At 69.6% G+C, this 23,674-nt stretch carries 22 protein-coding genes, 1 tRNA gene and 1 pseudogene; 13 read left to right on the top strand and 11 right to left on the bottom strand.

Annotated elements, in window-relative coordinates:
* Positions 1-118: 118 nt before the first annotated feature.
* From ACIBQX_RS44905 to mptB, 3 genes and pseudogenes are all read left to right on the top strand, one after another.
* Positions 119-466, top strand: coding sequence for an STAS domain-containing protein (locus tag ACIBQX_RS44905; protein ID WP_189137419.1), 348 nt, complete (start codon positions 119-121; stop codon positions 464-466).
* A complete protein-coding gene (locus ACIBQX_RS44910) occupies positions 463-1,191 on the top strand; it encodes a glycosyltransferase family 2 protein (protein WP_397015854.1) in 729 nt (242 codons plus the stop codon). The genes ACIBQX_RS44905 and ACIBQX_RS44910 overlap by 4 nt, the downstream gene beginning before the upstream one ends.
* A gap of 169 nt (positions 1,192-1,360) precedes the next feature.
* Positions 1,361-2,443, top strand: a pseudogene (gene mptB, locus ACIBQX_RS44915) (polyprenol phosphomannose-dependent alpha 1,6 mannosyltransferase MptB); the annotation flags it as partial.
* A 466-nt stretch (positions 2,444-2,909) separates the two neighbouring features.
* Here mptB and ACIBQX_RS44920 read toward each other — a convergent pair.
* The gene (locus ACIBQX_RS44920; protein ID WP_397015856.1) at positions 2,910-5,489 is read right to left on the bottom strand and encodes a hypothetical protein; all 2,580 of its coding nucleotides are present in this window, start codon (positions 5,487-5,489) and stop codon (positions 2,910-2,912) included.
* A gap of 438 nt (positions 5,490-5,927) precedes the next feature.
* On the opposite strand from ACIBQX_RS44920, the gene ACIBQX_RS44925 reads away from it, so the two are divergent.
* Genes ACIBQX_RS44925 through serS form a run of 3 tightly spaced genes read left to right on the top strand, consistent with a single transcriptional unit; the run spans position 5,928 to position 9,387 of the window.
* Complete coding sequence (locus tag ACIBQX_RS44925; protein ID WP_397015858.1) at positions 5,928-7,217, top strand: glycosyltransferase 87 family protein; 1,290 nt, start codon at positions 5,928-5,930, stop codon at positions 7,215-7,217.
* Positions 7,163-8,083 carry a prephenate dehydratase gene (pheA, locus tag ACIBQX_RS44930; RefSeq protein WP_397015860.1) on the top strand — a complete coding sequence of 307 codons (921 nt, stop codon included), beginning with the start codon at positions 7,163-7,165 and terminating at the stop codon, positions 8,081-8,083. Before ACIBQX_RS44925 ends, pheA begins: the two co-directional genes overlap by 55 nt.
* Before the next feature lie 41 nt (positions 8,084-8,124).
* Positions 8,125-9,387 (top strand): serine--tRNA ligase, encoded by a 1,263-nt coding sequence (serS, locus tag ACIBQX_RS44935; protein WP_397015862.1) that lies wholly within the window; start codon positions 8,125-8,127, stop codon positions 9,385-9,387.
* Here serS and ACIBQX_RS44940 read toward each other — a convergent pair.
* Complete coding sequence (locus ACIBQX_RS44940) at positions 9,380-10,759, bottom strand: hypothetical protein (protein ID WP_397015864.1); 1,380 nt, start codon at positions 10,757-10,759, stop codon at positions 9,380-9,382. The two genes, serS and ACIBQX_RS44940, sit on opposite strands and share 8 nt — an antisense overlap.
* Before the next feature lie 203 nt (positions 10,760-10,962).
* Positions 10,963-11,166, bottom strand: coding sequence for a cold-shock protein (locus tag ACIBQX_RS44945; protein WP_043619750.1), 204 nt, complete (start codon positions 11,164-11,166; stop codon positions 10,963-10,965).
* 223 nt (positions 11,167-11,389) lie between these two features.
* Here ACIBQX_RS44945 and ACIBQX_RS44950 point away from each other — a divergent pair, with 223 nt between their 5' ends.
* Entirely contained in the window at positions 11,390-12,196 is an 807-nt protein-coding gene (locus ACIBQX_RS44950) for an HAD family hydrolase (RefSeq protein ID WP_397015866.1), read from the top strand.
* Here ACIBQX_RS44950 and ACIBQX_RS44955 read toward each other — a convergent pair.
* Positions 12,187-12,702: a bacterial proteasome activator family protein gene (locus ACIBQX_RS44955; protein ID WP_397015868.1), complete on the bottom strand. Its 516-nt coding sequence runs from the start codon at positions 12,700-12,702 to the stop codon at positions 12,187-12,189. The genes ACIBQX_RS44950 and ACIBQX_RS44955 overlap by 10 nt on opposite strands.
* Before the next feature lie 5 nt (positions 12,703-12,707).
* The gene (locus ACIBQX_RS44960; protein WP_397015870.1) at positions 12,708-13,664 is read right to left on the bottom strand and encodes an NAD(P)H-quinone oxidoreductase; all 957 of its coding nucleotides are present in this window, start codon (positions 13,662-13,664) and stop codon (positions 12,708-12,710) included.
* Positions 13,665-13,778: 114 nt separating this feature from the next.
* Between ACIBQX_RS44960 and ACIBQX_RS44965 the strand changes: the two genes are divergently transcribed.
* The gene (locus ACIBQX_RS44965; protein WP_397015872.1) at positions 13,779-15,992 is read left to right on the top strand and encodes an AAA family ATPase; all 2,214 of its coding nucleotides are present in this window, start codon (positions 13,779-13,781) and stop codon (positions 15,990-15,992) included.
* Between the two features lies 1 nt (position 15,993).
* Here the strand turns inward: ACIBQX_RS44965 and ACIBQX_RS44970 are convergent.
* A tRNA-Ser gene (locus tag ACIBQX_RS44970) sits at positions 15,994-16,080 on the bottom strand.
* A 51-nt stretch (positions 16,081-16,131) separates the two neighbouring features.
* Here ACIBQX_RS44970 and ACIBQX_RS44975 point away from each other — a divergent pair.
* Positions 16,132-16,458: an STAS domain-containing protein gene (locus ACIBQX_RS44975; protein ID WP_397015874.1), complete on the top strand. Its 327-nt coding sequence runs from the start codon at positions 16,132-16,134 to the stop codon at positions 16,456-16,458.
* On the opposite strand, the gene ACIBQX_RS44980 is transcribed toward ACIBQX_RS44975, so the two are convergent.
* Complete coding sequence (locus tag ACIBQX_RS44980; protein WP_397015877.1) at positions 16,441-17,286, bottom strand: NUDIX hydrolase; 846 nt, start codon at positions 17,284-17,286, stop codon at positions 16,441-16,443. The two genes, ACIBQX_RS44975 and ACIBQX_RS44980, sit on opposite strands and share 18 nt — an antisense overlap.
* A 247-nt stretch (positions 17,287-17,533) precedes the next feature.
* Here ACIBQX_RS44980 and ACIBQX_RS44985 point away from each other — a divergent pair, with 247 nt between their 5' ends.
* Positions 17,534-17,827, top strand: a complete 294-nt coding sequence (locus ACIBQX_RS44985; protein ID WP_397015879.1) for a hypothetical protein — start codon at positions 17,534-17,536, stop codon at positions 17,825-17,827.
* 107 nt (positions 17,828-17,934) lie between these two features.
* Here ACIBQX_RS44985 and ACIBQX_RS44990 read toward each other — a convergent pair whose 3' ends face one another.
* Complete coding sequence (locus tag ACIBQX_RS44990) at positions 17,935-18,276, bottom strand: VOC family protein (protein ID WP_397015881.1); 342 nt, start codon at positions 18,274-18,276, stop codon at positions 17,935-17,937.
* 164 nt (positions 18,277-18,440) lie between these two features.
* Between ACIBQX_RS44990 and ACIBQX_RS44995 the strand changes: the two genes are divergently transcribed.
* The gene (locus ACIBQX_RS44995; RefSeq protein ID WP_397015883.1) at positions 18,441-19,049 is read left to right on the top strand and encodes a DUF4352 domain-containing protein; all 609 of its coding nucleotides are present in this window, start codon (positions 18,441-18,443) and stop codon (positions 19,047-19,049) included.
* Between the two features lie 128 nt (positions 19,050-19,177).
* Here ACIBQX_RS44995 and ACIBQX_RS45000 read toward each other — a convergent pair whose 3' ends face one another.
* A complete protein-coding gene (locus ACIBQX_RS45000) occupies positions 19,178-19,561 on the bottom strand; it encodes a hypothetical protein (RefSeq protein WP_397015885.1) in 384 nt (127 codons plus the stop codon).
* A 201-nt stretch (positions 19,562-19,762) separates the two neighbouring features.
* Between ACIBQX_RS45000 and ACIBQX_RS45005 the strand changes: the two genes are divergently transcribed.
* Entirely contained in the window at positions 19,763-20,797 is a 1,035-nt protein-coding gene (locus ACIBQX_RS45005) for a hypothetical protein (RefSeq protein WP_397015887.1), read from the top strand.
* The gene (locus ACIBQX_RS45010; protein WP_397015889.1) at positions 20,794-21,702 is read left to right on the top strand and encodes a glycoside hydrolase family 43 protein; all 909 of its coding nucleotides are present in this window, start codon (positions 20,794-20,796) and stop codon (positions 21,700-21,702) included. Before ACIBQX_RS45005 ends, ACIBQX_RS45010 begins: the two co-directional genes overlap by 4 nt.
* On the opposite strand, the gene ACIBQX_RS45015 is transcribed toward ACIBQX_RS45010, so the two are convergent.
* Both ACIBQX_RS45015 and ACIBQX_RS45020 read right to left on the bottom strand, forming a co-directional pair.
* Positions 21,703-23,100: a hypothetical protein gene (locus tag ACIBQX_RS45015; RefSeq protein ID WP_397015891.1), complete on the bottom strand. Its 1,398-nt coding sequence runs from the start codon at positions 23,098-23,100 to the stop codon at positions 21,703-21,705.
* Positions 23,101-23,304: 204 nt separating this feature from the next.
* Positions 23,305-23,667: a beta/gamma crystallin domain-containing protein gene (locus tag ACIBQX_RS45020; protein WP_397015893.1), complete on the bottom strand. Its 363-nt coding sequence runs from the start codon at positions 23,665-23,667 to the stop codon at positions 23,305-23,307.
* Between the last annotated feature and the right edge of the window lie 7 nt (positions 23,668-23,674).

Raw genomic sequence — 23,674 nt, forward strand, 5'->3', positions numbered from 1 at the left:
AAAATGTGTCGCCAGGTCACGCCAAGAACCGGTCGTTTCGCCTCGTCGCTTCATACCCGTCGTTCTCCTATCGGCGTGACAACGTGACCCGAGGCCGTCTCGCCGCTAGCCTGCCCATGTGGAGCTCAAGGTCTCGACTCGATCACATGCCGGCCATGCACTCGTTGCGATCACCGGCGAAATCGACCTCTATACGGCACCCCACCTGCAGTCGGAGTTCACCCGCCTGCTGCAGGAAGGGCCCAGCCGCGTGGTCATCGACATGTCCGCCGTGGATTTCTGTGACTCCACGGGGATGAACGTGCTGCTCTCAGCACTCAAACGGATGAAGGAGCAGGGAGGCGCGCTCGACGTGGCCGCCCCCCGTCCCGCCGTGCGCAAGATCCTTCAGGTGACCGGCCTGGACTCGGTGTTCACCGTGCACGATGAGGTGCCGCAGGAGTTCCTCATCACCGAGGGCTCATGACGAGTCCTGACACAGCGGTCGTCATACCGGCCAAGAACGAGGCCGATCGCATCGGCCTCACGGTCAGGTCCGCGCTCGCCCTGCCCGGCGTCGACCTCGTCGTCGTGGTCGACGACGGCTCGACCGACCAGACGGGCAAGGTCGCGCGGGCCGCGGGAGCCAGGGTCGTACGCCACAGCCGCAACCGCGGCAAGGCCGCCGCCATGGAGACCGGCGCGGAGGCGGTCCGGCTCCTGGACGCCGACACCCCGCGCCACCTGCTCTTCCTGGACGCCGACCTGGCCGGCACCGCTCAGGCCGCGGCCCCCTTAGTCGAGCCCGTCCGCGCCGGCGAGGCCGACATGACCATCGCGGTCTTCCAGACCCGGGTGAAACTGGCCGGCCACGGCATCGTGGTGCGCCTGTCCCGCGACGGCATCCGCCGCGCCACCGGCTTCCAGGCGTCCCAGCCCCTCAACGGGCAGCGCTGCCTCACCCGAGCCGCCTTCGAGGCGGCCCGGCCGCTGGCCCACGGGTTCGGCGTGGAAACCGCCCTGACCATCGATCTGCTGCGCAAGGGGTATCGGATCGCCGAGGTCGAGGTCGAGATGGCGCACCGTGCCACTGGGTCTGACTGGCGGGCCCAGTTGCACCGCGCCAAGCAACTGCGGGACGTGGCGCTGGCGCTGGCCAGCCGCGAGCCGGTGGTCGTCGAGAACCTGGCCAAACTACGTCCCAGACGCTGACGGGCTCGGGGGCGGGCGGCTTGGCCTTGTCGGGTTATCGGCAGGGAGGCGGTTATCCACAGGCTGGGGATCGGCGGCCGAAGCCCGGTGCGGAGTGTGCTGGAATTTGCGGGTGACTTCCGAGACGCGGAGCGACAGACTGCCTGGCCGGCTCGTGGCGCCGGCCACGGTGTTGATCGGCGCCTCGATCACGCTGACGATCGCCCTTGGTCTGCTCGGCCCGTCAGCCATGATCCCAGCGCTGGGAGGCCCGGGCTGGCACCCGCCCTACTCCCTGGACGCCCACCCTCACCCCTACCTGGCGGTGGCGATGGCCGCCGCCGCACTCGTCCTCGGCGGTCTCGGACTGCTGGCGGCCCTGACGGCGCTCCCCGCAGCGGCCACCTCCGCCCGCCTGCCCCGCATGCTCGTGATCGCCGGCAGCCTGGCCGCCGGTCTCCTGGCGTTCCTGCCCCCGGCGGGGTCAGGCGACCATCTCAACTACGCCGCCTACGGCCGCATGGTCACCCTGGGCCTCGATCCTTACACTCACGGCGCGCACACCCTGCCCGGCGACCCCATCGCCGACGCGGTCGAAGCGCCGTGGCGCGAGGAGCCCAGCGTCTACGGTCCCGTGGCAACGGCCGTGCAGGCCCTGGCCGCCTGGATCGGCGGCGACTCGCTCCGGCTCACCATCTTCGTCCTCGCTCTGGCCAACGCCGCCGCCTTCATCGCCACCGGCCTGCTGATAGACCGCTTCACGAGAGCCGACCCGGCCAGGCGCACGCGGGCCGCCCTACTGTGGACGGCCAACCCGCTGCTGCTCTACCACCTCGTCGCGGGCCTGCACGTGGACACCCTGGTCATCGCCTGCATGGTGGCGGCTCTCCTCGCCAGAGGACGGCCTGCGGCCGGAGGAGCGCTGCTCGGCCTGGGGGTCGCCCTCAAGCTCAACGCCGGGCTGGTGGCTCTCGGACCGGCCTGGGAACTACGCCGCCGCCCGGCCCGCCTGGCACTGATGGCCGGGGTCGCCTTGACGGTGGTGGCCGTCGGCTACGCCATCGTCGGACCGGCCGCGCTCGAACCCGTGACCCGGACGAGCAAATCCGTCTCCAACGCCTCGTTCTGGAAACTGGTCCAGGGCTGGCTGCAGTCACTGGTCGGCACGGGCAGCGCCTACCGAGCCGAGATCCAGATCGGCTCCCTGCTCGTCCTCGCCCTCGTAGCCTGGTCCCTCTTCCGCCTGACCACCCACCGCCAACCCCTCACCGCCAGGCTCTTCACCTTCGGGGCCCCACAAGGCGCCGTTGAGCGCCCGCTGGGCGGCGATCCCGAGCACCCGCCAAGCGGGCACCGGCAAGCCCAGACAGGTGCCAAGGGGGCCGGCAGCGCGGCGGCGGTCGGCCGTGTAACGGTCGCATCCACCTCCAAGGTGCCTGACCCAGCTCTTCGGCAGGCGGACGGGGTGCGTACCGACAGGGGGTCTGGGGGCCGGGGGCGCCTTGGGGGCGGCGGAGGCGGCGGTGGCGATGAGGCGACGGTTGTGGCCTTGGTGCTGGTGGTCGCCTACCTGTTCGCCTCGCCGTACGTGCTGCCCTGGTACGACGGGCTGGCGTTCGGGCTGCTGGCCCTGGTCGCGGCGTCCGCCGTGGACCGCTTCATGGTCCTACACCTGATCGTGCTGTCGCTGGCCTACCTGCCCGCGCGCGTCGCCGGGCAGCCGCCGGAGCTCGAATGGCTCAGGACCGTCGTACGGGGTGAGCTGGCTCCGTGGGCGCTGCTTGCGTTGACGGCGGCTCTGGTGGCGTGGACTTGGCGAGCTGCAGGGAGCGTACGCAAGCGGCCAGGGTTAGGGGCACCGCGACCGTGAGCGCCATCGACGGGATGGCGATGCCCGAGTCGTTCATTAGGAAGCCGATGAAGGCGCAGGTCAGGGCGCCGATCAGGCCTGCGCGAAGTGCGGGGGCGAGCGCGTAGGTCTGGCCGAGTGCCGAGGCGCCCCAGCGGGAGGGCCTGTTGAGCACCAGGAAGAGGAAGGCCAGCGCGACCAGGGAGAGGAGCGTCAGTGACCAGTTCCCGACGGTTACGCCCACCATCGCAGTGAACTTACGGACGACGACGGTCAACGCCTGACCGTCGATGACCTGTTGCACGAAGGTGCCCAGGTGGGTGCGCTGTGTTGCGGGGCGCAGCCAGTCGAACAGGGCGATGGCGCTGATGAGCCCGCCTCCGGCCAGGCCGACCAGCAGCAGCTTCACCACCGAGACGCGGCGGCCGGAGAGCAGGATGAGGAAGACGGCCAACCCCACCACGAACGCGGGCACCCCGCCGAAGTCCGCGCCCCAGGAGGGCCATCCGTCCGCGAACACCGCCAGACCGCCGTACAGGCCGCACACCAGCATCGTCACGAACCTCGACGTACCCCTGCCCGTCAGCCACTGCGCGACCCCGGCCAGGCCCAGGATGGTGCCGGTGGCGTAGATGGCGAAGGCGATGTTGCTGAAACCGTAGAACCGGCCGCCGGTGACGGGCTCGTACCCGGAGACGGCGTTGACCTGAAGGGTGGAGCCGGTCATCACATCGACCAGCATCGAAACGGAGGTGACGGCCGCGACCACGGTCAGTGGGCCGAGCACGTGCGTACGCCAGGGGCCGGCGAAGGCCAGGGCGGTGATGAGGCCGGCGATCGCCAGGATGGTGACGATCAGGGCGGTCATCGGCGCGGGCAGGCTCCACCAGGGCACCAACTGCGCGAGGAACGTGGCGACGGCGATGCCCCCGCTCACCACAGAGACCACCTGCACGGCCACCAGCAGTCGAGAGGCGCTCGCCACGTCGAACCCGGCCCGGTTCGCCGGGAGGTCGGCCCTCTCGGCGTGCGGCTGAGTCCGGTTGTCGACTCCGTTGCCGTTGCCGTTGCCGTTGGGCGAAGTAGCGGGCTCCGTCGGCTGTGCTGGGCCCGTGCTCTTGTGGGAGTCAGTGAGCCCTGTTCCAGGCACTGGACTGGGGCTTGAGGCTGTGGGGTCTTCACCGTGTGCCGGGCTGGTGCCGGACGCGGTGGGGTCTTCTGCGTCTCTGCGGGGGATTTCCTGTGTGGGGGTGGGGGCTGCTGGTGGCGGGGCGGATGGCGTACTGGCTGGTGAGGAGGATGCGTCGCGGGCGGGCGTCGGGGAGGCGGCGCGGCGGCGGCGGAGGGCCAGTGCGGCGAAGGCGTAGAAAAGGAGTTGGACCGTCACGAATATGGCGAAGAAGGGGCCGCGGACCGTGACGAGGACCTGGCTGGCCAGGTCGGCGTCGGCCAGTTCGGTGACCGTGTCGATGGGCGGGGCCGGGGTGGCGGCGGATTGCCACGCGCGGCCGACGACCTGGGGTGCGGGTTCGGCGCCGGCCAGCTGGATGGTGGTGGCGGTCAGGTCGGGAAGGGTGACCAGGGCGTCCTGGCGGGTGGAGGTTGCGGTCAGGTGGCCGTGGCCGTACGGGCGGCCGGTGGCGGACGGGCCGACGGCGATGGCGACGTGGAGGTGGGCGCCCGGGGTGACGTCCGAGACGCCCGCTACCAGGACCGTCGTGTCGGCGGGGAGGGTGGTGAGGAGGGCGCCGATTCGGTGGTCGGCCGCTGCGACCGCTGCTTGGCGGGTGGTCGAGGGCATGGAGGTGGGGATGCCGTACTCGTCCTTGGGTTGTTCGGCCCAGGCGTTGGCGAGGTCGGGGGCCTCCATGACGATCAGGGTGTAGCGGGCCGGGTCGCCCAGGGCCTCAGGCTCCGTGGCGTATTTGGCGATATTTCCGGATTTGTCGGCGGCGGCAAGGGCTGCTCCTGGGCCGATCGCGGCCACCGTTCCGCCGGAGTCGGTGATGGTTTGGCCGAGTGTGCCCAGCTGGGCGGCGTACCCGGTGGTGGACTGGTGTGTCACCAGGTCGCGCCAGCCTGGGATCGCCGCGCCCTCGCCGTTGGGCTGGGGGGTGGGGGTGGCCTGGCAGCCCTTGCCCGGTGTGCCGGCCCGTTGGCCTGCCGACACGGTGAGCCAGCCGCCGACGGGGCAGGTGATGCCGCGGCCCTGGGGCGGCACGGTCCGGGTGGACATCGAGGCGGAGCCGCCCTGGGTGACGAGCTTCCAGACGTTCGGGGTGCGGGACCGGTGGATGTCGCTCCACACGAGGCCGGGCACGCCGACGAGCGCCACGCGGCCCTGGCCTGGGGCGGTGAGGCTCTGGGTGAAGGTGCTTGAGCTCTGGGTGGCGGCTGAGGCGGTGGCTGGGGTGGGGATGCAGAGGACCGTGAGCATCATGGCCAGCAGCAGGGAGGTGAGGGTGCGCATGGCTGGGCGCCGCACTTGTTGCGCCGGACTCCGCCGTACCTTGTGCCCGCCGTACCGGCGCCTGAGAGGAAGGGCGCTTCGCTGCAGAATGTGGGTGGTTGGCCTGAGAGGAAGGCCGCTTCGCCCAAGGCCGGTCCCCCTGAGGGGAAGGGCGGTGAGCCTGACAGGAAGCGTGCTTCGCCCAAGGGCGGTTCGTCTGACGGAACCGGTGCTTCGGTCAAGGGTGGTTGGGGTGGTGGGGAGGGTGGTTGAAGGTTGGGTGAGGGGTAGCGGGGGCCGTGGGATGGCGTCGGAGGCAGCGTTGGCCGATGCGCCGGTAAATGCATGGGCGGCGGTGGGGGGTGGGGTGGTGAGCGCGCCGGAGGTGGCTTGCGGCATGTGCGGATCCCCCAGTGTTAGCGCGCTCGACAAACAACAGCCACGGTAACGTGCCACACCGTGACAAGTGTCGAGGCGCCGGTGAAGCGGCGGCAGTGGTGGGCGTGGGCCGTCGTGGTGCTGGTCGTCGCCGCGGCGGTGGCGCCGCTAGTGCAGCAGTGGCTGACGAACCCGGACGACCAGCGCCTCGTCGACCTCGACGTTTACCGTACCGGCGGGCAGATGCTGCTTGAGGGCCGGCCGGTGTACGACTATTTCACCCCTGCCCCGCAATTGCTGCCGTTCACGTACCCGCCGATCGCGGCGATGCTGGCGGCGCTGCTGGCGGAGATGTCCTGGGGGACCGCGCAGTGGGTGTGGACGGCGGGGATCTTCCTGGCGCTGGCCGTGGCGGTGGGATTCTCGTTCAGGCAGGTGCTCGGGCGGCTCGGGCGGTACGCACCGTGGGTGTTCGCGTTCCTGATGGTCGCCTGCACCTACCTGATGCCGATCCGGGACCAGGTGCGGTTCGGGCAGGTGGACATCCTGCTGGTGGCGCTCTGCCTGGCCGACTGCGTGGCGAGGCGGCCGTGGTGGCCGCGCGGGTTCCTGATCGGGCTGGCCACGGCGGTGAAGCTCACGCCGGGCGTCTTCCTGATCTATCTGCTGGTGACGCGGCAGTGGCGGACGCTGTTCATGGCGTCGTTCGTGACGGCGCTGCTGACGTTGCTGCCGTTCGCGGTGGTGCCGCAGGACGCGGTGGACTTCTGGTTCGGGGCGCTGCTGGACTCCGAGCGTTTGGGCGCGAACGCCGCCACCACCAACCAGTCGATGCGCGGGATGCTCATCCGCCTGTACATGCCCGACGCGCTGACGTCGGTGATCTGGCTGGCGTTGGTGGCGGTGGTCGGCTGGTACGGATTCCGCGGCGCGAGGGACGCCTATCTGGCCAGGGAGCCGCTGAGAGCCGTCGCGCTCGTGGGGCTGATGGCGGTGTTGCTCTCGCCGGTCGCCTGGATTCACCATCTGGCCTGGGTGGTCGTGGTGCTGGGCGCGATCGTGGGCGACGGGCGGGATCCGGTCAGCCTGCGGGTGGCCGCGGGGGTGTGGCTGTATTACGTGGTGCCGGTGCCCTGGTGGGGGGTGGCGTTGAAGGCGGCCGAGATCCCGGTCGTCAGCCCGGTCCTCGGCAAGATCGTGCAGAACGGCTTCGGGCTGGGGGCGCTGGCCCTGGTCTGGCTGCTGGCTCACTGGCTGCCGAAACGGGCGGCCCGAAAACCCGACACCACGCGTCAACCTGCGGATACCCTGGACGCATGCCCAGAATCTCGTATCTCGGACCTGAGGGGACCTTCACCGAAGAGGCCCTGAGGCTCCTGGAGCCCGGCGCCGAGCAGCTGTCCTGCGCCAACGTCACCGCCGCGCTCAACGCCGTGCGCAGCGGGGAGGCCGACGGCGCCGTCGTGCCGCTGGAGAACTCCCTTGAGGGCGGGATCACCACCACGCTGGACGAGTTCGCCTGGGGCGAGCCGTTGCTGATCACCGCCGAGCTGCTGCTGCCGGTGCGGTTCTCGCTGCTGGCCAGGCCGGACACCGAGATCGGGCACATCAAGCGCGTCTACACGCACCCGGCGGCGATCACGCAGTGCCGCGCCTTCACCAGCCGCGAGCTGCCGGACGCCGTCGTGGTGTCCGCGCCGTCGACCGCGGCGGCGGCCCAGGAGGTCGCGCTGCCGGGCTCGCCGTACGACGCGGCGATCGCCGCGCCCATCGCGGGCGAGCACTACGGGCTGGTGGAGCTGGCGGGTGACATCGGCGACCGGGCCGACACCGTGACCAGGTTCATCAGGGTGAGCAGGCCGGGCGCGCTGCCTGAGCCGACCGGGTCGGACCGGACCACGCTGGTCGTCTTCCTGGCCGACGACCATCCGGGCGCGCTGCTGGAGATGCTGACCGAGTTCTCGGTGCGCGGCGTCAACCTGAGCCGGATCGAGTCGCGGCCCACCCGCGACGGCATCGGCCGCTACTTCTTCCACTTCGACTTCGAGGGCCACGTGGCGGACGCGCGGGTCGGCGAGGCGATTTCCGGGCTGCGTCGCATCTGCGCCGAGGTGCGCTTCCTCGGCAGCTATCCGCGTGCCGACGGCGTCGCTCCCCAGATCAAGAGGGGGACGGCCGACCCGGACTTCTCCGAGGCGGGGCAGTGGCTGGCCAGGATCCGGGCCGGACAGGTCTAATGCGGGAGCGGGCCGCCGGTCAACGCCGGTAGCCTTTCCTTGTGATTGACCTGCGTACCCTTCGTGAGGATCCCGACCGGCTACGGGCGTCGCAGCGTGCCCGCGGTGAGGACGACTCCATCGTCGACACGCTGCTTGGCCTTGAGGAGCGCCGCCGTTCGGCGCTGACCTCGTTCGAGACCATGCGCGCGGAGCAGAAGAGTCTGGGCAAGTCCGTCTCCCGGGCGCAGGGGGAGGAGAAGGCTTCGCTGCTCCAGCGGGCCAAGGACCTCGCCTCGCAGGTCAAGTCCGCCGAGGCCGAGGCCGAGAAGCTGGCCGGTGAGCTCGACGAGCTGCTCCAGACGGTGCCCAACATCGTCGAGGAGGGCACGCCGCCCGGCGGCGAGGACGACTACGTCGTGCTGGAGACCCACGGCGAGCCGCGGGTGTTCGACTTCGAGCCGAGGGACCACCTCGACCTGGGCGAGCGGCTCGGCGCCATCGACATGGAGCGGGGCGCCAAGGTGTCCGGCTCCCGGTTCTTCTTCCTCAGGGGCGTGGGCGCGCGGCTGCAGCTCGGCCTGCTCAACATGGCCATGCAGCACGCGATCGAGCGCGGCTTCATCCCGATGATCACGCCGGTGCTGGTCAAGCCGGAGACCATGCAGGGCACCGGCTTCCACGTCGCCCACGACAAGGAGATCTACCGCCTCCCCGACGACGACCTCTACCTGGTCGGCACGTCGGAGGTGGCGCTGGCGGGCTACCACGCCCAGGAGATCCTCGGCGGCGACGAGCTGCCGCTGCGCTACGCCGGCTGGTCGTCGTGCTTCCGCCGCGAGGCCGGCTCCTACGGCAAGGACACCAGGGGCATCATCCGGGTGCACCAGTTCGACAAGGTCGAGATGTTCTCCTACGTGCGTCCCGAGGACGCCCACGAGGAGCACCAGCGCTTGCTCTCCTACGAGAGGGAGATGCTGGCCAAGATCGAGGTGCCGTACCGGATCATCGACACGGCGGCCGGCGATCTCGGCATGTCGGCGGCGCGCAAGTTCGACTGCGAGGCGTGGATCCCCACCCAGGGCCGCTACCGCGAGCTGACGTCCACCTCCAACTGCACCGAGTTCCAGGCCCGCAGGCTCGCCGTCCGCTTCCGGGACAAGGAGGGCAAGCCCCAGCACCTGGCCACGCTCAACGGCACGCTGGCCACCACCCGCTGGATCGTCGCCATCCTGGAGAACCACCAGCAGGCCGACGGTTCCGTGGTGGTGCCCGAGGCGCTGCGCCCCTTCGTCGGCCTGGACGTGCTGGAGCCCGTCAAGTAGACCCGCGTACGACACGCTGACGTGCGCTCCTGCGCAGCGTCACGAGCCCGCCGACCGCGGACCCGAGGCCGAGCAGGAGCGCCAGCGTGAGCGCCGTGCCGTAGCCGTCGATCCAGCCTTCGCCCCAGCCTCTGAAGGGCGCGGCGACGGCGATCCCGACCAGCACCCCGGCGGCCAGCGCGTTGACGACCCCGCGCGAGCCGAGCCGCGCGTCGGGGACGAGCGAGGCCGCCATGACCACCGAAGTGATCATGAGGACCGCGCCGGTCAGCCCCAGGAACGCCGCCACGGGGCTGTCCAGCAGGTACGGCCCCGCCAGCAAGGCCACGGCCCCGATGCCGCTCAGGGCGACGATGAGGCCCGGCCGGGTGCGCCGGGGGGACGACGGCACCGACGGCACCGCCTGGGCGGACAGGCCCGCGAGCACGGTCCACAGCGCGGCCAGCGCGGCCGTCCACATCTCGCCGCCGGTGGGCCGGGCGGGCCCGGTCAGCGGCACGGCCGCGTCCTCCGACAGGGTGAGCCCGCTGAAGCCGAGCCGGCGCCACCGCCCGTCCACATCGCGTACGGCCACGCCGTCAGGACCGTTGGCCACGACCACCACGTGCCCACCTCCCTGCCTCGGCTGGACGGCCAGCGAGGACGAGCGCAGATCCGCGGCCGACAGGGCGTGCTCCAGTGCCTCCACCCGCTCCGGCGGCACCTCCCAGGAGACGGTCCAGGTGTTGCCTGCGTCGTCGGACTGCATGACGCGCATGAGATCGTCAGCGATCGAGTAGCAGCGCTCCGGTGCCTTCGGCACGCACGCCGCCTTCTGCGCACGCCGGCCCTCGTCCTCCGTCGGCAGGGCCGTGGGGCGCCACGTCCTGCCGCCGTCATCAGAGATGAGGTCCGGGCTGCCGAAGTCGCTGGAGACGACGACGGAGCCCTGGTCCACGACGACGGACCGGGCGGCCGGCGGCGCGGGTGAGGCGCCGGTGGCGGTCACGGAGAGTACGGCCAGCGGCAGGATGACGAGCACTCCCCGGCGCCGCGGGTCTGGCCTGAGAGTGCGCTGCCGTACCCACCAGGCGAGCCCGAGCGCGGGCAGGGCGAGCAGGTCCGTGTAATCGGCCAGGACACGCGATGGGCCGGCGAGGGCGGTCCAGGCTAGGGAGGCGGCCTCCGCGCCCGTCTCCGTGGCTTTCACGAGCGTATAGAGCGCCCCAGTGAGAATGGTGGCGGCCAGGTCGGCGCGACGGCCCAGCAGGAGGGCCACCAGAGGAGGCGCGACGACCAGACCGGCGACGTCACTGACTTTGCCGGTGACGAGTCCGGGCCACGCCTCTTTGAGCAGGTGGTCGTTGAGCAGCAGCACGAACAGCGAGACCACAGTTACGGGGTGGCATAACCACGCATATCTCATATGTGGCTTGATGGGGGGAATGCATGGCAGGTTCACTGTCCGTGTGAATCGAGTCACAGTCGTGACAACAAGCGGTCAATACGAGACAGGTTGTCCCAAAAGAGTGCCCGGTAAACGCGAAAGGCCGGAGTCCGCTGGAAGCGAACCCCGGCCAGTCTCGCCGTTACAGGTCAGATAGCACGGACCTGGGAGGCCTGCGGCCCCTTCTGGCCCTGTGTGATCTCGAACTCGACCCGCTGGCCGTCTTCAAGGCTGCGGTAGCCGTTGCCGACGATCTCGGAGAAGTGCACGAACACGTCCGGCGCACCGCCGTCCGGGGCGATGAAGCCGAAGCCCTTCTCAGCGTTGAACCACTTGACGGTTCCCTGAGCCATAAAAGCTCTCCCTCAGGATGTGAATCTATGGGACCCACACCTCGTGGGTCCCGGTGTGTCGTACAGCAAGCACCCCGGGGTGGCTCAGACAAACTCATGCTGGTATTCACTACGGGATCGCTAATACAACGCCACCACATCTAACACCATTCTGCCGCGTTGGTGTTCCTCTCCCTAGGAAGATTTCTGGCCGGTGGCATCACCGGGCAAACTGGAACCTGTTATGCACAGCCTTCCCACGCCCCGTCTTGTGGCCACCGACCTGGACGGCACCGCTCTGCGTACCGACGGAACGGTGTCTCCCCGCACGGCCGCGGCGTTCGCGAAAGTCGAGGAATTCGGCGCCATGCTGGTCTTCGTGACCGGTCGGCCGCCCCGGTGGATGGGCGGTGTGGCGAACACGGTGCGTCACCGTGGCGTGGCCATCTGTGCCAACGGCGCGCTGGTCTACGATTTGCACAGCGAACGGATAGTTGAATCTCACCTCATCGACGTACAGGTGCTCGAGGAAGTCGTCGCTCAGCTTCGAGCGAACGTCCCCGAGCTCGCCTTTTCGGTCGAGTACGAAGGTGGCTTCGCGCATGAGTCGGAATTCCGGCTCGGGAGCTGGGACCGCAAGGCCACGGCGGGGGCCCTGCCGGTCCGGCGGACGCTCACCTCGCGGCCCTGCGCCAAACTGCTGGCCCTGCACCCGGAGATGGGGCCCGACGAGCTCCACGCCACCGTGCACGGCCTGGTGGGCCACCTGGTCACCGCCACGCACTCCAGCGGCAAGGGGCTGATCGAGATGAGCGCGCGCGGGGTCACCAAGGCCACCGCCCTGGCCACCCTGGCCGAACGGCACGGGATCAAGGCGTCACAGGTGGTGGCCTTCGGTGACATGCCGAACGACCTGCCCATGCTGAGCTGGGCAGGCACGTCCTACGCGGTCGCCAACGCGCACCCCGGCGTGCTGGCCACGGTCGATCACGTGACCGCGGCCAACGACGACGACGGCGTCGCCCGGGTGCTCGAAGAGCTCTACAGGTAGGGGCCGGAGCCGCCGGGAGGCCGCGGCTGCTCCTCGCCGTGCGGCACGCCGGGCAGCGCCCTGCGCATCTGCTCCAGCTGCGCCCTGGCCGCCATCTGCTGCGCGAACAGCGTGGTCTGGATGCCGTGGAACAGCCCCTCCAGCCAGCCCACGAGCTGGGCGTGCGCGATGCGCAGCTCCGCGTCGCTGGGCGGCGCGCCGTTCTCCTCGGTGAAGGGCAGCGACAGCCGCTCCAGCTCCTCGACCAGCTCGGGCGCGAGGCCGTCCTCGAGCTCCTTGATGGAGGACTCGTGGATCTCCTTCAGCCGCTTGCGGCTGGCCTCGTCGAGCGGGGCCGCGCGGACCTCCTCCAGAAGCTGCCTGATCATGCTGCCGATCCGCATCACCTTGGCGGGCTGCTCGACGAGGTTCGTGACCGACCGCTCATCGTCGCCGTTATCGCCCTGACCTTGGAAGTCCGGGCCCACCACCACGATGTGGGGGGTGTTGTTGTCCTCAGCATTCATACGTCTCACCGTACTAGCAGGATCTTCCCGACGTGCTCCCCTGAATCAAGCATTCGATGAGCTTCGGCCGCCTGCGACATCGGCACCTCGGCGTAGACCACAGGACGCACCGCACCCCCGCTGACCAGCGGCCAGACCTTGTCGACAGTGCTGCGCACGATCGCGCCCTTGTCGTCGACCGGCCGGGCGCGCAGCGTGGTGCCGTGCACCGTCAGGCGTTTGGCCAGCAGCATGCCCAGGTCGAGCTCGGCCTTGCGGCCGCCCTGCAGCCCGATGACCACCAGCCGCCCGCCGGCGCGCAGCGCCCTGATGTTCTGCGCCAGGTACTTGGCGCCGATGATGTCGAGGATCACATCGGCCCGGACCTTCTCGGAGAAGTCCTCCTGGTGATAGTCGACGGCCTCGTCCGCGCCGAGCGCCAGGACGCGCTCGGCCTTCTCCGCCGAGCCGACCGTCGCCACCACCCGTGAGCCGAGCGCCTTGGCGAGCTGCACCGCGAACGTGCCGATCCCGCTGGCGCCGCCGTGCACGAGCAGCGTCTCGCCCTTGCGCAGCCTGCCGGTCATGAACACGTTGGACCACACCGTGCACGCCGCCTCGGGCAGCCCGGCGGCCTCCACCAGCCGCACTCCCTGCGGCACCGGCATCACCTGCTGCCAGGGCACGGCTACGCGCTCAGCGTAACCGCCGCCCGCCAGCAGGGCGCAGACCTCGTCGCCCACCCGGAACTGCTCGACGTCCGCGCCCACCTCGGCCACCACGCCGGAAGCCTCCAGCCCCGGGTACGGCGACGCGCCAGGAGGCGGGTCATAGTGGCCGTTACGTTGGTGCACGTCGGCCCGGTTGACCGCGGAGGCCGCCACCTCGATGACGATCTCACCCCGCTCCGGGCGAGGATCGGGCACCTCGCGCCACTCCAGCACCTCGGGCCCGCCACTGCGGGTGATCTCGATGGCTCGCATGAGACCAAGGTAACGGGGCAATGAAGTTGTGGGTTGGCAGGGCTACTCTCAAGTCTTGACGTTAACCTGCGAGAGAATTTGCTGCCCCTTTAGACCCACCCGAGGGGGAACACGGTGGCAAGGCACGATCGAGAAGAATCGCTCGAGGAACAGCTAGCCTGGCTTGACGCGATCAAGGAGACGGAAGAAGTCCCGGTCAAGGTCAGTGCCTCGTCCGCGCCGGCCGACGACTCCGTCGCCTCGCCGTACCCTCAGGACCCCTGGGCGTCGGTCCCGCAGCATGACGCGCCGCCCCCGCCGCTGTTCCGCGCCGCGATCGACTCCGTGTACGGCGCGGCGGCGCCCGAGCAGGCGCCCGAGCAGGCGCCCGGGCAGGCATCCGGGCAGGCATCCGAGGCGGAGAGCGAGGCCGGTGAGTGGCCGGACAAGGCCGCCGCCGAGGACCGGCCCGCCTTCAACGCGAAGCTGACCTTCCTGGACCAGCCGGCTCCGAAGGACGAGCCCGTCGTCAAGGACGAGCCCACCACCCCGCCGACCAGCCTGGGCCCGCCGACCAGCTTGGGTAAGGCGGCCGAGGACGCGTTCGTGGCGCCGCTCAGGCCGCTGCCTCGTCCCGACGACACCGACACGTACTCGATGCTGCCCCTGCCCGGCCAGGCGAAGCTCGAGGAGCAGACGGAGGAGAACCTGCCGTGGCCGCTGCCGCCCGAATGGGCGCGGTCGGCGGAGGCGCCCGGCGAGGCGGCCGTACAGGAGCAGGCGCAGGGGGATCAGGCCGAGCAGGACACCGGGCCGCAGGAGGTCATCGGGCGGGCCGAAGGGCTCAGGGCTGAGCCGCTCGCCGAGACGCCGCCTCCCGCCGCGCCGCAGCGGCCTGTGGACGAGCCACGGCACATCTTCGAGGAGCCTCGGCGGCACTTCGACGAGCCGCGCCGGCCTTTCGGGGAGCGCCCCGCCGAAGCGCCCCAGCGCCCCGCCGGCGCGCCCCAGCGCGCCTTCGACGAGCCCAAGCGCCCGGTTTTCGACGAGCCGCAGCGGGCTTTCGACGAGCCTGAGCGGCCGATTCGGCCGTCTTCGGACGAGCGCGCCCTTGATGAGGCCGAGCGGCCGTTCGGGGAGCCTCGGGAGGACTTCGACGAGCCCACGCCTCCGTTCGGCAACTCCCCACGGACCTACGACAAGCCCAAGCGTCCGCCCGTCGAGCCTCAGTGGCCCGCCGACGAGCCGCAGCACGCTTTCGGGCAGCTTCCACCGGTCTTCGACGAGCCGCAGCGTCCGGCCGTCGAGCCGCGACACCGCCAGGCGCCGGAGTTCCAGCGCTCGGTGGAGCCGCGTCACCGCCCGGCGCCGATCCCCGTGTTCAACGCCCCGCCTCGCCCGCCGGTCACCGGCAGGCCGAGCGCCGACAGCCTCGACCCGGAGACGCTGCTGCGCGGCCGCCGCAACGCCCCGTCCAAGGGCTGGCGCCGGCTGATCTTCAAGGCGTCGGGCGGCTGGATCAAGCCGGGCGAACCGCCCGAGGTCAGGCGCCGCCGCGAACTGATGACCAGAGCGCGCACCCCGGTGGCCGCCGGTCACCACCGGGTGGCCGTACTCAGCCTCAAGGGCGGGGTCGGCAAGACCACGACCACGGTCGGCCTGGGCGCGACGCTCGCGCACATGCGCGGCGACCGCGTCATCGCGATCGACGCCAACCCCGACCGGGGCACGCTGTCGGACAAGCTGGTGCTGGAGACCTCGGCCACCGTGCGCGATCTGCTCAACGAGCACGAGCAGGTCAAGAGGTACGTCGACATCAGGGCGTTCACCTCGCAGGCCCCGTCACGGCTGGAGGTGCTGGCCTCCGACCGCGACCCGTCGGTGTCCGAGGCGTTCAGCGGCGCTGATTACCAGGCCGTGTCGCAGGTGCTGGAGAACTTCTACTCCATCTGCATCACCGACTGCGGCACCGGCCTGCTGCACTCCGCCATGGGCGGCGTGCTCGGGCTGGCCGACCAGATCGTGCTGGTCAGCTCGCCGTCCGTGGACGGCGCCAGGGCCGCCTCGGCGACGCTCGACTGGTTGGAGGCCCATCACTACGGCCATCTCGTACGTGAGGCGACCGTGGTGCTGTGCAGCGTCAGGCCACGATCGAAGTCGGCCGTGGACATCAAGAAGCTGGAGGCCCACTTCGCCGCCAGGTGCCGTGCGGTGATCCGCGTGCCGTACGACCCGCACCTGGAAGAGGGCGCGGAGATCGACCTGGACCGGCTGCAGGAGTCCACCAGGGAGGCGTATCTCCAGCTGGCCGCCTATGTCGGCGACGGGTTCGCCGGAACCCAGGAGTGAGCGGAGGGTGTGGGATTCGAACCCACGAGGCCATCGCTGACCTGGCCGCTTTCAAGGCGGCTGCACTCGTCCACTATGCGAACCCTCCAGTGCGCACACAACGATAGCGGCTGTGGTGGCACCGGTGTACGTTCAAGTGGTGGCGGATCTTAGCTTCGAGGTTCTGCGTGCCGAGGAAACCGTCACCGTGCGCCTGGACGGTGAGCTGGACAAGGTCGCCGCTCCGGCGTTCAGGGAGCGCCTGGGCGGGCTGTCGGCAGATGGCCGGCTCGACGTCGTGATCGACGCGAGCCGGTTGACCTTCTGCGACTCCAGCGGCCTGTGGGTGCTCGTCGAGCTGCAACGCGGCGTCGCCGAGCACGGCGGGTCGGTCACGCTCACCGGCGTGCACGGTGTTCTCCAGCGCGTGCTCGACGTGACGGGACTCAAGGCCGTCTTCGACGAGGTGTTACCCGCTCAGCTGTGACAGCAGCCACTTCGGGCCGGCGGTCTCGGCGCCGAGCGCGCTCACCCGCTCCTTCAGCCCCCGGTCGGCGGTGACGACGAGCATCCGCTCCCACGGCCGGGCCCGCTTCACCACGCCCACGATCGCGTCGTCGCCGCTGCCCGTGGCCGCCACCACCTGAATGCCCGGGATGTCCGGCACGCCCTTCGCGGCGCCCTCGACCACCGCCACCATGCGCGGGTACCACTGCACCAGCGTCGGATGCGTCAGCCTCATCCCCGCCACCGATCGCAGCAGCCGGGTGGCCGCGCCCTGCCGGTCGTTCCACCACCCTTTCTCGGCCTGGGCGCCGACGATGTTCGCCACGTCCAGCACCACGGACTCCGGATTGATCGCGAGCTGGACCTTGTCCCACGTCGCGGCGAAGCCCGGATGCAGCACCCGGTCCGTGATCTCGGGCAGCGGCAGCCAGCACAGCTCGTCGCTCTCGCTGTTGGCGCACACGGCCGCCAGCAGCCTCGCCGACTCGGCGATCACCGTCTCGAACGCCCACCCGCCATGATCGTCACGGTAGACGCCCTGGACGCGGAGGCCGTCGGCACCGAGCGCCGCCTCCTCGCGGGCCTCGCGCAGCGCGCTCGCCACGGCGTCCTCGTGGCTGTCGCGGGCGCCGCCGGGCAGCCCCCACGTGCCGCCGTGATGGCTCCACAAGGCGCGTTTCTGCATGAGCACGTACGGGGTGCCGAGGTCGTCGTGGTGTACGGCGAGCAGCCCGGACGCGCCGTGCACCCCCCAGTGCCGGTGCCCCTGGGCACACTCGGTCCAGCCGTCGCCGTCCTTGTCCGCCATGCCGTGATCCTCTCAGCCGCCTCGCCGGAGGTCCTACCCTCGCCGTTGGGGGACCCGTACCTCCTGTGACCGTACCCACTGACGGCCGGGATGCCAGGGTCGGCGGCCAGGTCTGGCGTCACGCGCCCCTTGCCACCCATCCGTTGACCTGACGTGCCTTGAGGACGGCGCCTGGGCTCGACTGCTGGAGGAGATGTAGGTTGAACGACTCGGTCGGACCGGGAGCGGGGGCTGGTACAAATGGGGCATGAGCGAGTACGTCGGACATCCCCCACAGCCGAACGTGCCGTCGACCCGGCGTGTCTACAGTCGGAGGTACCGCGTGTGGGCCCATGTGCTCCTGTGGACGCCGATCGCGCTCACGGTGGTCGGTGTCGTCCTCGGCCTGGGGCTGCTCGCGGCCGCTGATGCCGACTCGACGTACAGCTCGTCCGCGCTCGGCTACCTCGGCCTTGTCGTGTGGGGCGGCCTCGCGATCCTGTCGCCGGTCCTGCTCGGGTCGTTCATCACCGGGCTGGTCATGCTGATCCGCGCTCGCTGATCCGCGTGCGGATCCGCACGCGCGGCTGAGATCGCGGCCGGCCTCGACCTGCCCCAGGCCGGCCCTCTGGACGGTGTCGCTGATCCGTGGTCAGGTTCGCGGTGGCGTCACCCCGGGGCGCCGCCGAAGCTGATCTCGTTGCCTTCCGCGTCCCGGTAGATCACCTTGGTCACGCCGCCGTCGTACGTCTCGCGCTCGGTGGGCTCGATGCCCCGCCGGGCGATCTCGGCGACCCGGTCGTCCAGGTCGTCGACGAACGACAGCACCAGGGCGTTCCCCGCCCGTTCCGGCTCCTGCACGATGTAGATGTACCGGTTCTCGGCCACCTCCCACACCGCCTCGATGTCGTTCGGCAGGAAAGACGGCTTCCTGCCGAAGAACTGCTCGTACCACGGCAGCGCCGCGGCGTAGTCGGTGACGGGGATGCCGGCAAAGAGGTCCAACGCCATGTCGTTCTCCGGATGTGTTCTCGATGTGTTGCTGATACCGACTTCGGCGGCGTCGGAAAATCATCGGTGAGCTCGGTGTCAGTGGACATGCGGTGGTGTTACGTGTCAACCGGGCGCATGCTTGGGGCGTCCCACCGGGCAATCCCTCTACGACTGGAGTCGTGGTGGGACTGCCGCTCCTGCTCCTGGGCGGGTGCGCCGCCGTGGTGTTGGTGCTGGCCGATGCTGGACAGAGGGCTGTGGTGACGGAGGCTGATCCGCCTGCGCAGGTCGTGCCGTCACGTCAGCCGGAGTCGAATGCCGTGCCGTCGGCGGAGCCAACGGAGGACCCTGAATCAGCGGCAGAGGCCCAGCCGTCCACTGCGGCAGTCGGAGGAGCGCTCACACTTGCGGGGATCGATCCAGGGCTGAAGATGACGGTGACGCTGACCAAGGTGGTGAATCCCGCCACTCCGGGTCAGTACTCGAAGCCGAAGACGGGCAACAAGCTGGTCGCCATCGAATTGACACTGGCGAATTCCGGCCAGGCGGTGTACGACGACGCTCCGACGAACGGCGCGACGCTGATCGACGGCGAAGGTCAGCAGTTCCGGCCTACCTATTCCGACGTGGGGGAGGGGCAAGCGTTCGGCGGCACCTCGACGATCAACATGGGCGATTCTCGTAAAGGTGTGATCGTGTTCGAGGTGCCGGAGTCGGCGCAGCCGGCCAAGTTCCAGTTCGCGTTGAACAGCGGGTTCGCTGATCAGAAGGGCGAGTGGGCGCTCAGCTGAGAGCGTTGAAGCCTCGCCTGAAGGTCGAGGAGATCTTGCGGCGGCCCGGTCGATGGGGCGCCCGGTCAGGCGGACTTCCTCAGGCCCGCCTGAGGAAGTCCGCCTGACCGGATCGCCGGGAAGGGAGGTTACGGTTCGAGGAGGATGGAGTTGATCGGTGAGAGGTTGACGCGGTAGGTGCCGGGGTTCATACGCGGGCCGCAGTTCTGGCCGCCGTAAGCCGTGCAGAGTCGGAAGCCGGCTCCTCCGGTCTGGTTGTTGATGATGAGGCGGGTCCCGAACACGTTGCTGAAGTTGTAGGACCCGTAACGGAAGTACATCGCCGGCCGGCCGTTCTGTGTGGCGTCCGGGTAGACGCACACGTTGCCGGAAGGGCAGGGCACCGCCCTGACCTGGTGTTGCCCTGTGGAGGCGACGGCGGGACCGGCCGACAGGGTGACGGCGACCGTGGCGGTGGCCGCGAGCGTGGCGAGCGTTCCGCGAAGCGAAGGCCGGCGGTTCTGGTTGCGCATCTTGCTGCTCCTTGTCGTGCATGAGGTGGTCGTGCATGGGGTGGGAATCGGGGGACCGGGTGGTCGCATCCCCCGTGAGCATCAGCAAAATGGCGCGGTCGTGCTGTCCAACAGGGGCGCGGACAGACTCGGCCAGAACAATCCAGGCCGGAGCCACGCTCGGACACGTTGAGTAGCTGCGCGTACACTCTTGGCTATGGGATGGTCAAGCGTGGACAGGCGGCCCAGGCCAGGAGCAGGCAGGGTCGAGGGCCGGTGAACGGGGACCTGGACGGTGGCAGTGATCTTCGGTCAGGTGGCGCGTCCGCGGTCGGGGCGGTCAACTCCCACGAGGACCTGGTGAAGCTGCTGACCGAGGAGTTCGCGCGGGCGGACGCTTCGCTGCGGGAGCTGCAGGCGCGGGCGGACCGGGCGGGCGGGACCCGGCTGCCGCGGGCCACCTGCGCGGACATGCTGGCCGGGCGGCGCTTTCCCAAGAAGGCCGTGATGATGGCGTTTCTGAGAGCGTGCCGGGTTCCTGAGCAGCAGTTGCCCGCGTGGGAGCGGGCGTGGGAGCGGGTGCGGATCGCGCACCTGTCCACCGCGGCGCCTACGGAGCCGGACCACACGGTTGCCATCGACCGTGCAGCCCATCAGGGACCGATGCCGGACACCGTCGTGCCTCCCGCCTCGCATCGGCGACGACGGACGCCCCTCTTGGTGCTGGCCATGCTCTCCGTGCTCGCCATCTCGGCGGCCATCGTCGCCGGCGGCCTCTGGGGCAGGCCGCGCACCATCACCGACGACGGCCGCGCCTTCGGCCCCGGTGGTTCGAGCCGCTTCACCGTGAGCGTCGACCCGGCCAACACCGGCGTGCGGCTGATCCGTCTCCTGGACGCCAACGTCCCCCAGCAACGTGCCGCCATCACCGTGAACGGAGCTCCGGCCGGAGAGTGGAAGCCGTTGCTGGGCAGCGCCGGGTGGGGCTACCAGAGCGCCGACCTTCCGGCGCGTCTGACGGCCGGCCGTAGCTCGCTGACCATCGTCAACACGTTCGTGTCGTCGCTCTGGGACTTCAACGAGTTCCGCTACGTCGTCCAGCACCAGATCAACGGCGCGTGGTCGACGGCTGACACGGTCGACATCGGTCCTGGCCATACCGACAGTGAAGCCGCGCACGATTACCACATCACCGGCCAGACCTTCCGCGGCAGCCGTACCTTCTCCTATTCGGAAGCAGGGGAGAGCATCGAATGACCTGGCCACTTCCCCTTCTGCTGACGGCCGTGCTCATGGCGGCTCCCGAGGCCGTCATCGCCACCGACTTCCCCGACCCGGACGTGATCCAGGCCGGCTCCACGTTTTACGCCTACTCCACCAGCAGTTCGGCGGGCGTCATCCCGGTCGCCGACGCGCCCTCGGCCACGGGACCGTGGACCGTTCGCGGGGATGCCCTGCCCGTCAAGCCGTCCTGGGCTGCCGACGAGGGCGGATTCTGGGCGCCCGACGTCTCCCGGCGTGCGGACGGTCGATACCTCATGTACTTCGCCGCCCCGATCCGCGAGCCGGGCCCGAGGTGCATCGGCGCCGCGCTCTCGGACGGACCGCTCGGTCCGTTCCGTCCCCTGGGCGACGGCCCTCTCGTCTGTGACACGGACGAGGGCGGCGACATCGACCCGGCGAGTTTCACCGACACCGACGGCAGGAGGTACCTGCTCTACAAGAATGACGGGAACGCGTTGGATCCCAAGAAGCCCACGATCATCTGGCTGCAGGAGGTCCGCGCCGACGGGGTCACGCTCGTCGGCCCCCGCAGAGAGCTGATCCGCAACGACCGCGAGGACGAAGCCGGCATCATCGAAGCACCCGTGCTCGTCAAACGCCCCACTCAGTACGTGCTCTTCTACGCGGGCGGCGCGTACCGCAGCAACGGCTACTTCACCGGCTACGCCGTCTCCCCTTCGCTGACGGGCCCCTTCACCAAGGCCTCGCAGCCGCTGATGACGACCCTCACCCTCGGCGAGGCGGTCCAGGGCCCCGGCGGCGCCGACGTGCTCGGCGACCACATCTTCTTCCACGGCTGGGTGGGCGAGGCACGCTGGACGTACAGGGCGGATCTGGGCTGGGCGAACGACCGCCCCGTCGTCGGCGGGAGCCCGTGATCATCCGGCGGCGTACAGCTTGGCGATGCGCGCGCCGAGGTCCGCGCCGTAGTTCTGGTGGTAGACCTGGGCGGAGCAGTGGACCGGGCCGCCCTGCCGTACCAGGTCGGCGGTCCAGTTGACGGCGTTCTCCACGCCGGGGTCGTTCAGCTGCAGGCCGGTGGCCGCGATGTCGTCCACGCGCACGTCGACGTAGTAGTTGCTCACGCCTTTGCGCTCGTACAGCCGCCACTGCAGCGTCGCGCTCGTCGCTCCGGTCAGCCTGGCCGTCAGGTCGACTGTGGCCTTCCGCCACGAGGACGGATCGGTGGCGGCGTCCTGCTCCCAGACCACCTTGCCGTTGAGGAGGAGCTGCTTCATGTGATAGCCGGCCGGACTGCCGGTTTCGCGGTTGTCCCGATGCCAGAAGCTCACCGTGTGCTTGGGCGCGCCCGGCGTGAGCTGAACCTTCCGTGCGGCGCCGCACCACATCCCGGCCTTCGTGGGCCCCTTGTCCTCGACGACGAAGCTGAGCCGTCCCCGGCCGGTGCGGGCGAGATTGTCGGTCACGGGCCGCGTCCACCCGGTGTCACGGGACATGAAGGGCAGCTTGTACTGCACGACCCCGGCCAGCTCGCCGGTGCGAACGAGTTCGAGCGCCTTCTTGGTGACCGCCTCGACGTAGGCCACTGTCGGCTTCAAAGCGGTGCGGCTCAGCGGATGGGCGTACGGCATCAGGTAGATGTCGGTGTCGGGCAGGCGTTCGGCCAGCTGCTTGACCTGGGCGGACAGGCTCCACGTCCATGCCGTGTCCCGGACCGGCTCGTCCCGGAAGGGGAAGATCACGCCGTCCAGCAGCGGGGCCTGCTCGGCGACGAACGCGTCGGTGAACTGGCTGTAGTAGACCGTCGGGATGAACTTGAAGGACGGGTTGATCGCCTCGGCCGCCGCACGCATCTGCTTGACGTACGCCGGGGTGAACGTCTTGAGATCGAAGCCGTAGTCGTCCACGGTCCAGCCGACCAGGTTCGGGTGGTTCTTGGAGAGAGCGGCGAGTTCACGAGACCAGGCCACGTAGTCGTGCTTGTAGGGCCGGGAGAAGCTCGCCTGGCTCGGTGCGTACACGGTGACCCACACGTCGATCCCGGCGGCCGCGGCGGCCGGCAGGAACTCCTTATGCAGGTCGTCCCAGTGATCGTTGCCACCGGCCAGCGGGTAGACGTAGGTGTTCACGTTGAGAGCCTGCAACCCCGTGATCATCGCCTTGGTGTCCATGTGCCTGATCCCGTCACCTCGCGGCTCCTCCTCCCGGATGAGGTTTCCCGCAGTCCCCGCCACACCAGGGGCAGCGGCGTGGGACACACCGGGGAGCATCGACAGCAGCAGGGCAACGACCACTACGAGCACAGAACGGGGCACGATGTTCCTTCGACACGATCCGTAGGCGAGGGATCGCCAGCGTAGGGATCGCCGGTATGTCGCCGGTATAGCGTTCCGCGCCTGCTATTTCCCGTCCGCGCGAGGATTCAATGTGCCTACGTGCACGACCTGGCGCGGCGCGGGCCGAGCCAGGTCGCGATTAAGCCATGCGAAATCAGGAGATCAGCGGCTCCGGGAAGGGCTTTATGGCATACGCCAAAGCTGGTAGATCCGCTGAAAAGCCGGTCCGATCGGCGTGCCGTCACCGTGCGTCTGCGAGGTGACCACGACCCATTTATCAAATGTCTGAGTATGGTAGGTCCCGTTGCTCTCCCAAGCGACCTGGACCCTGTTGTTTCCCATCGAGAGTCGCCTGACTCCGTGGAGTTCGTAAGCGATCGTCCCCGGATTGGCGAAGCACGTGACGCCGCCTTGGTGCTCGACTACGACGAGATCCGTGCGGTTGTTGCACTCGGTGATGTTCGTCGCGGGCGCGGCTGCTGCGATGGCGAGGGGTAAGAGGAACGCTGCGGATGCCGTAACGACGGCTTTCTTGAAAACTTTCACAGTGCAC

Origin of the sequence: Nonomuraea sp. NPDC049714 (assembly GCF_044465295.1) — a bacterium.
GTDB lineage: Bacteria > Actinomycetota > Actinomycetes > Streptosporangiales > Streptosporangiaceae > Nonomuraea.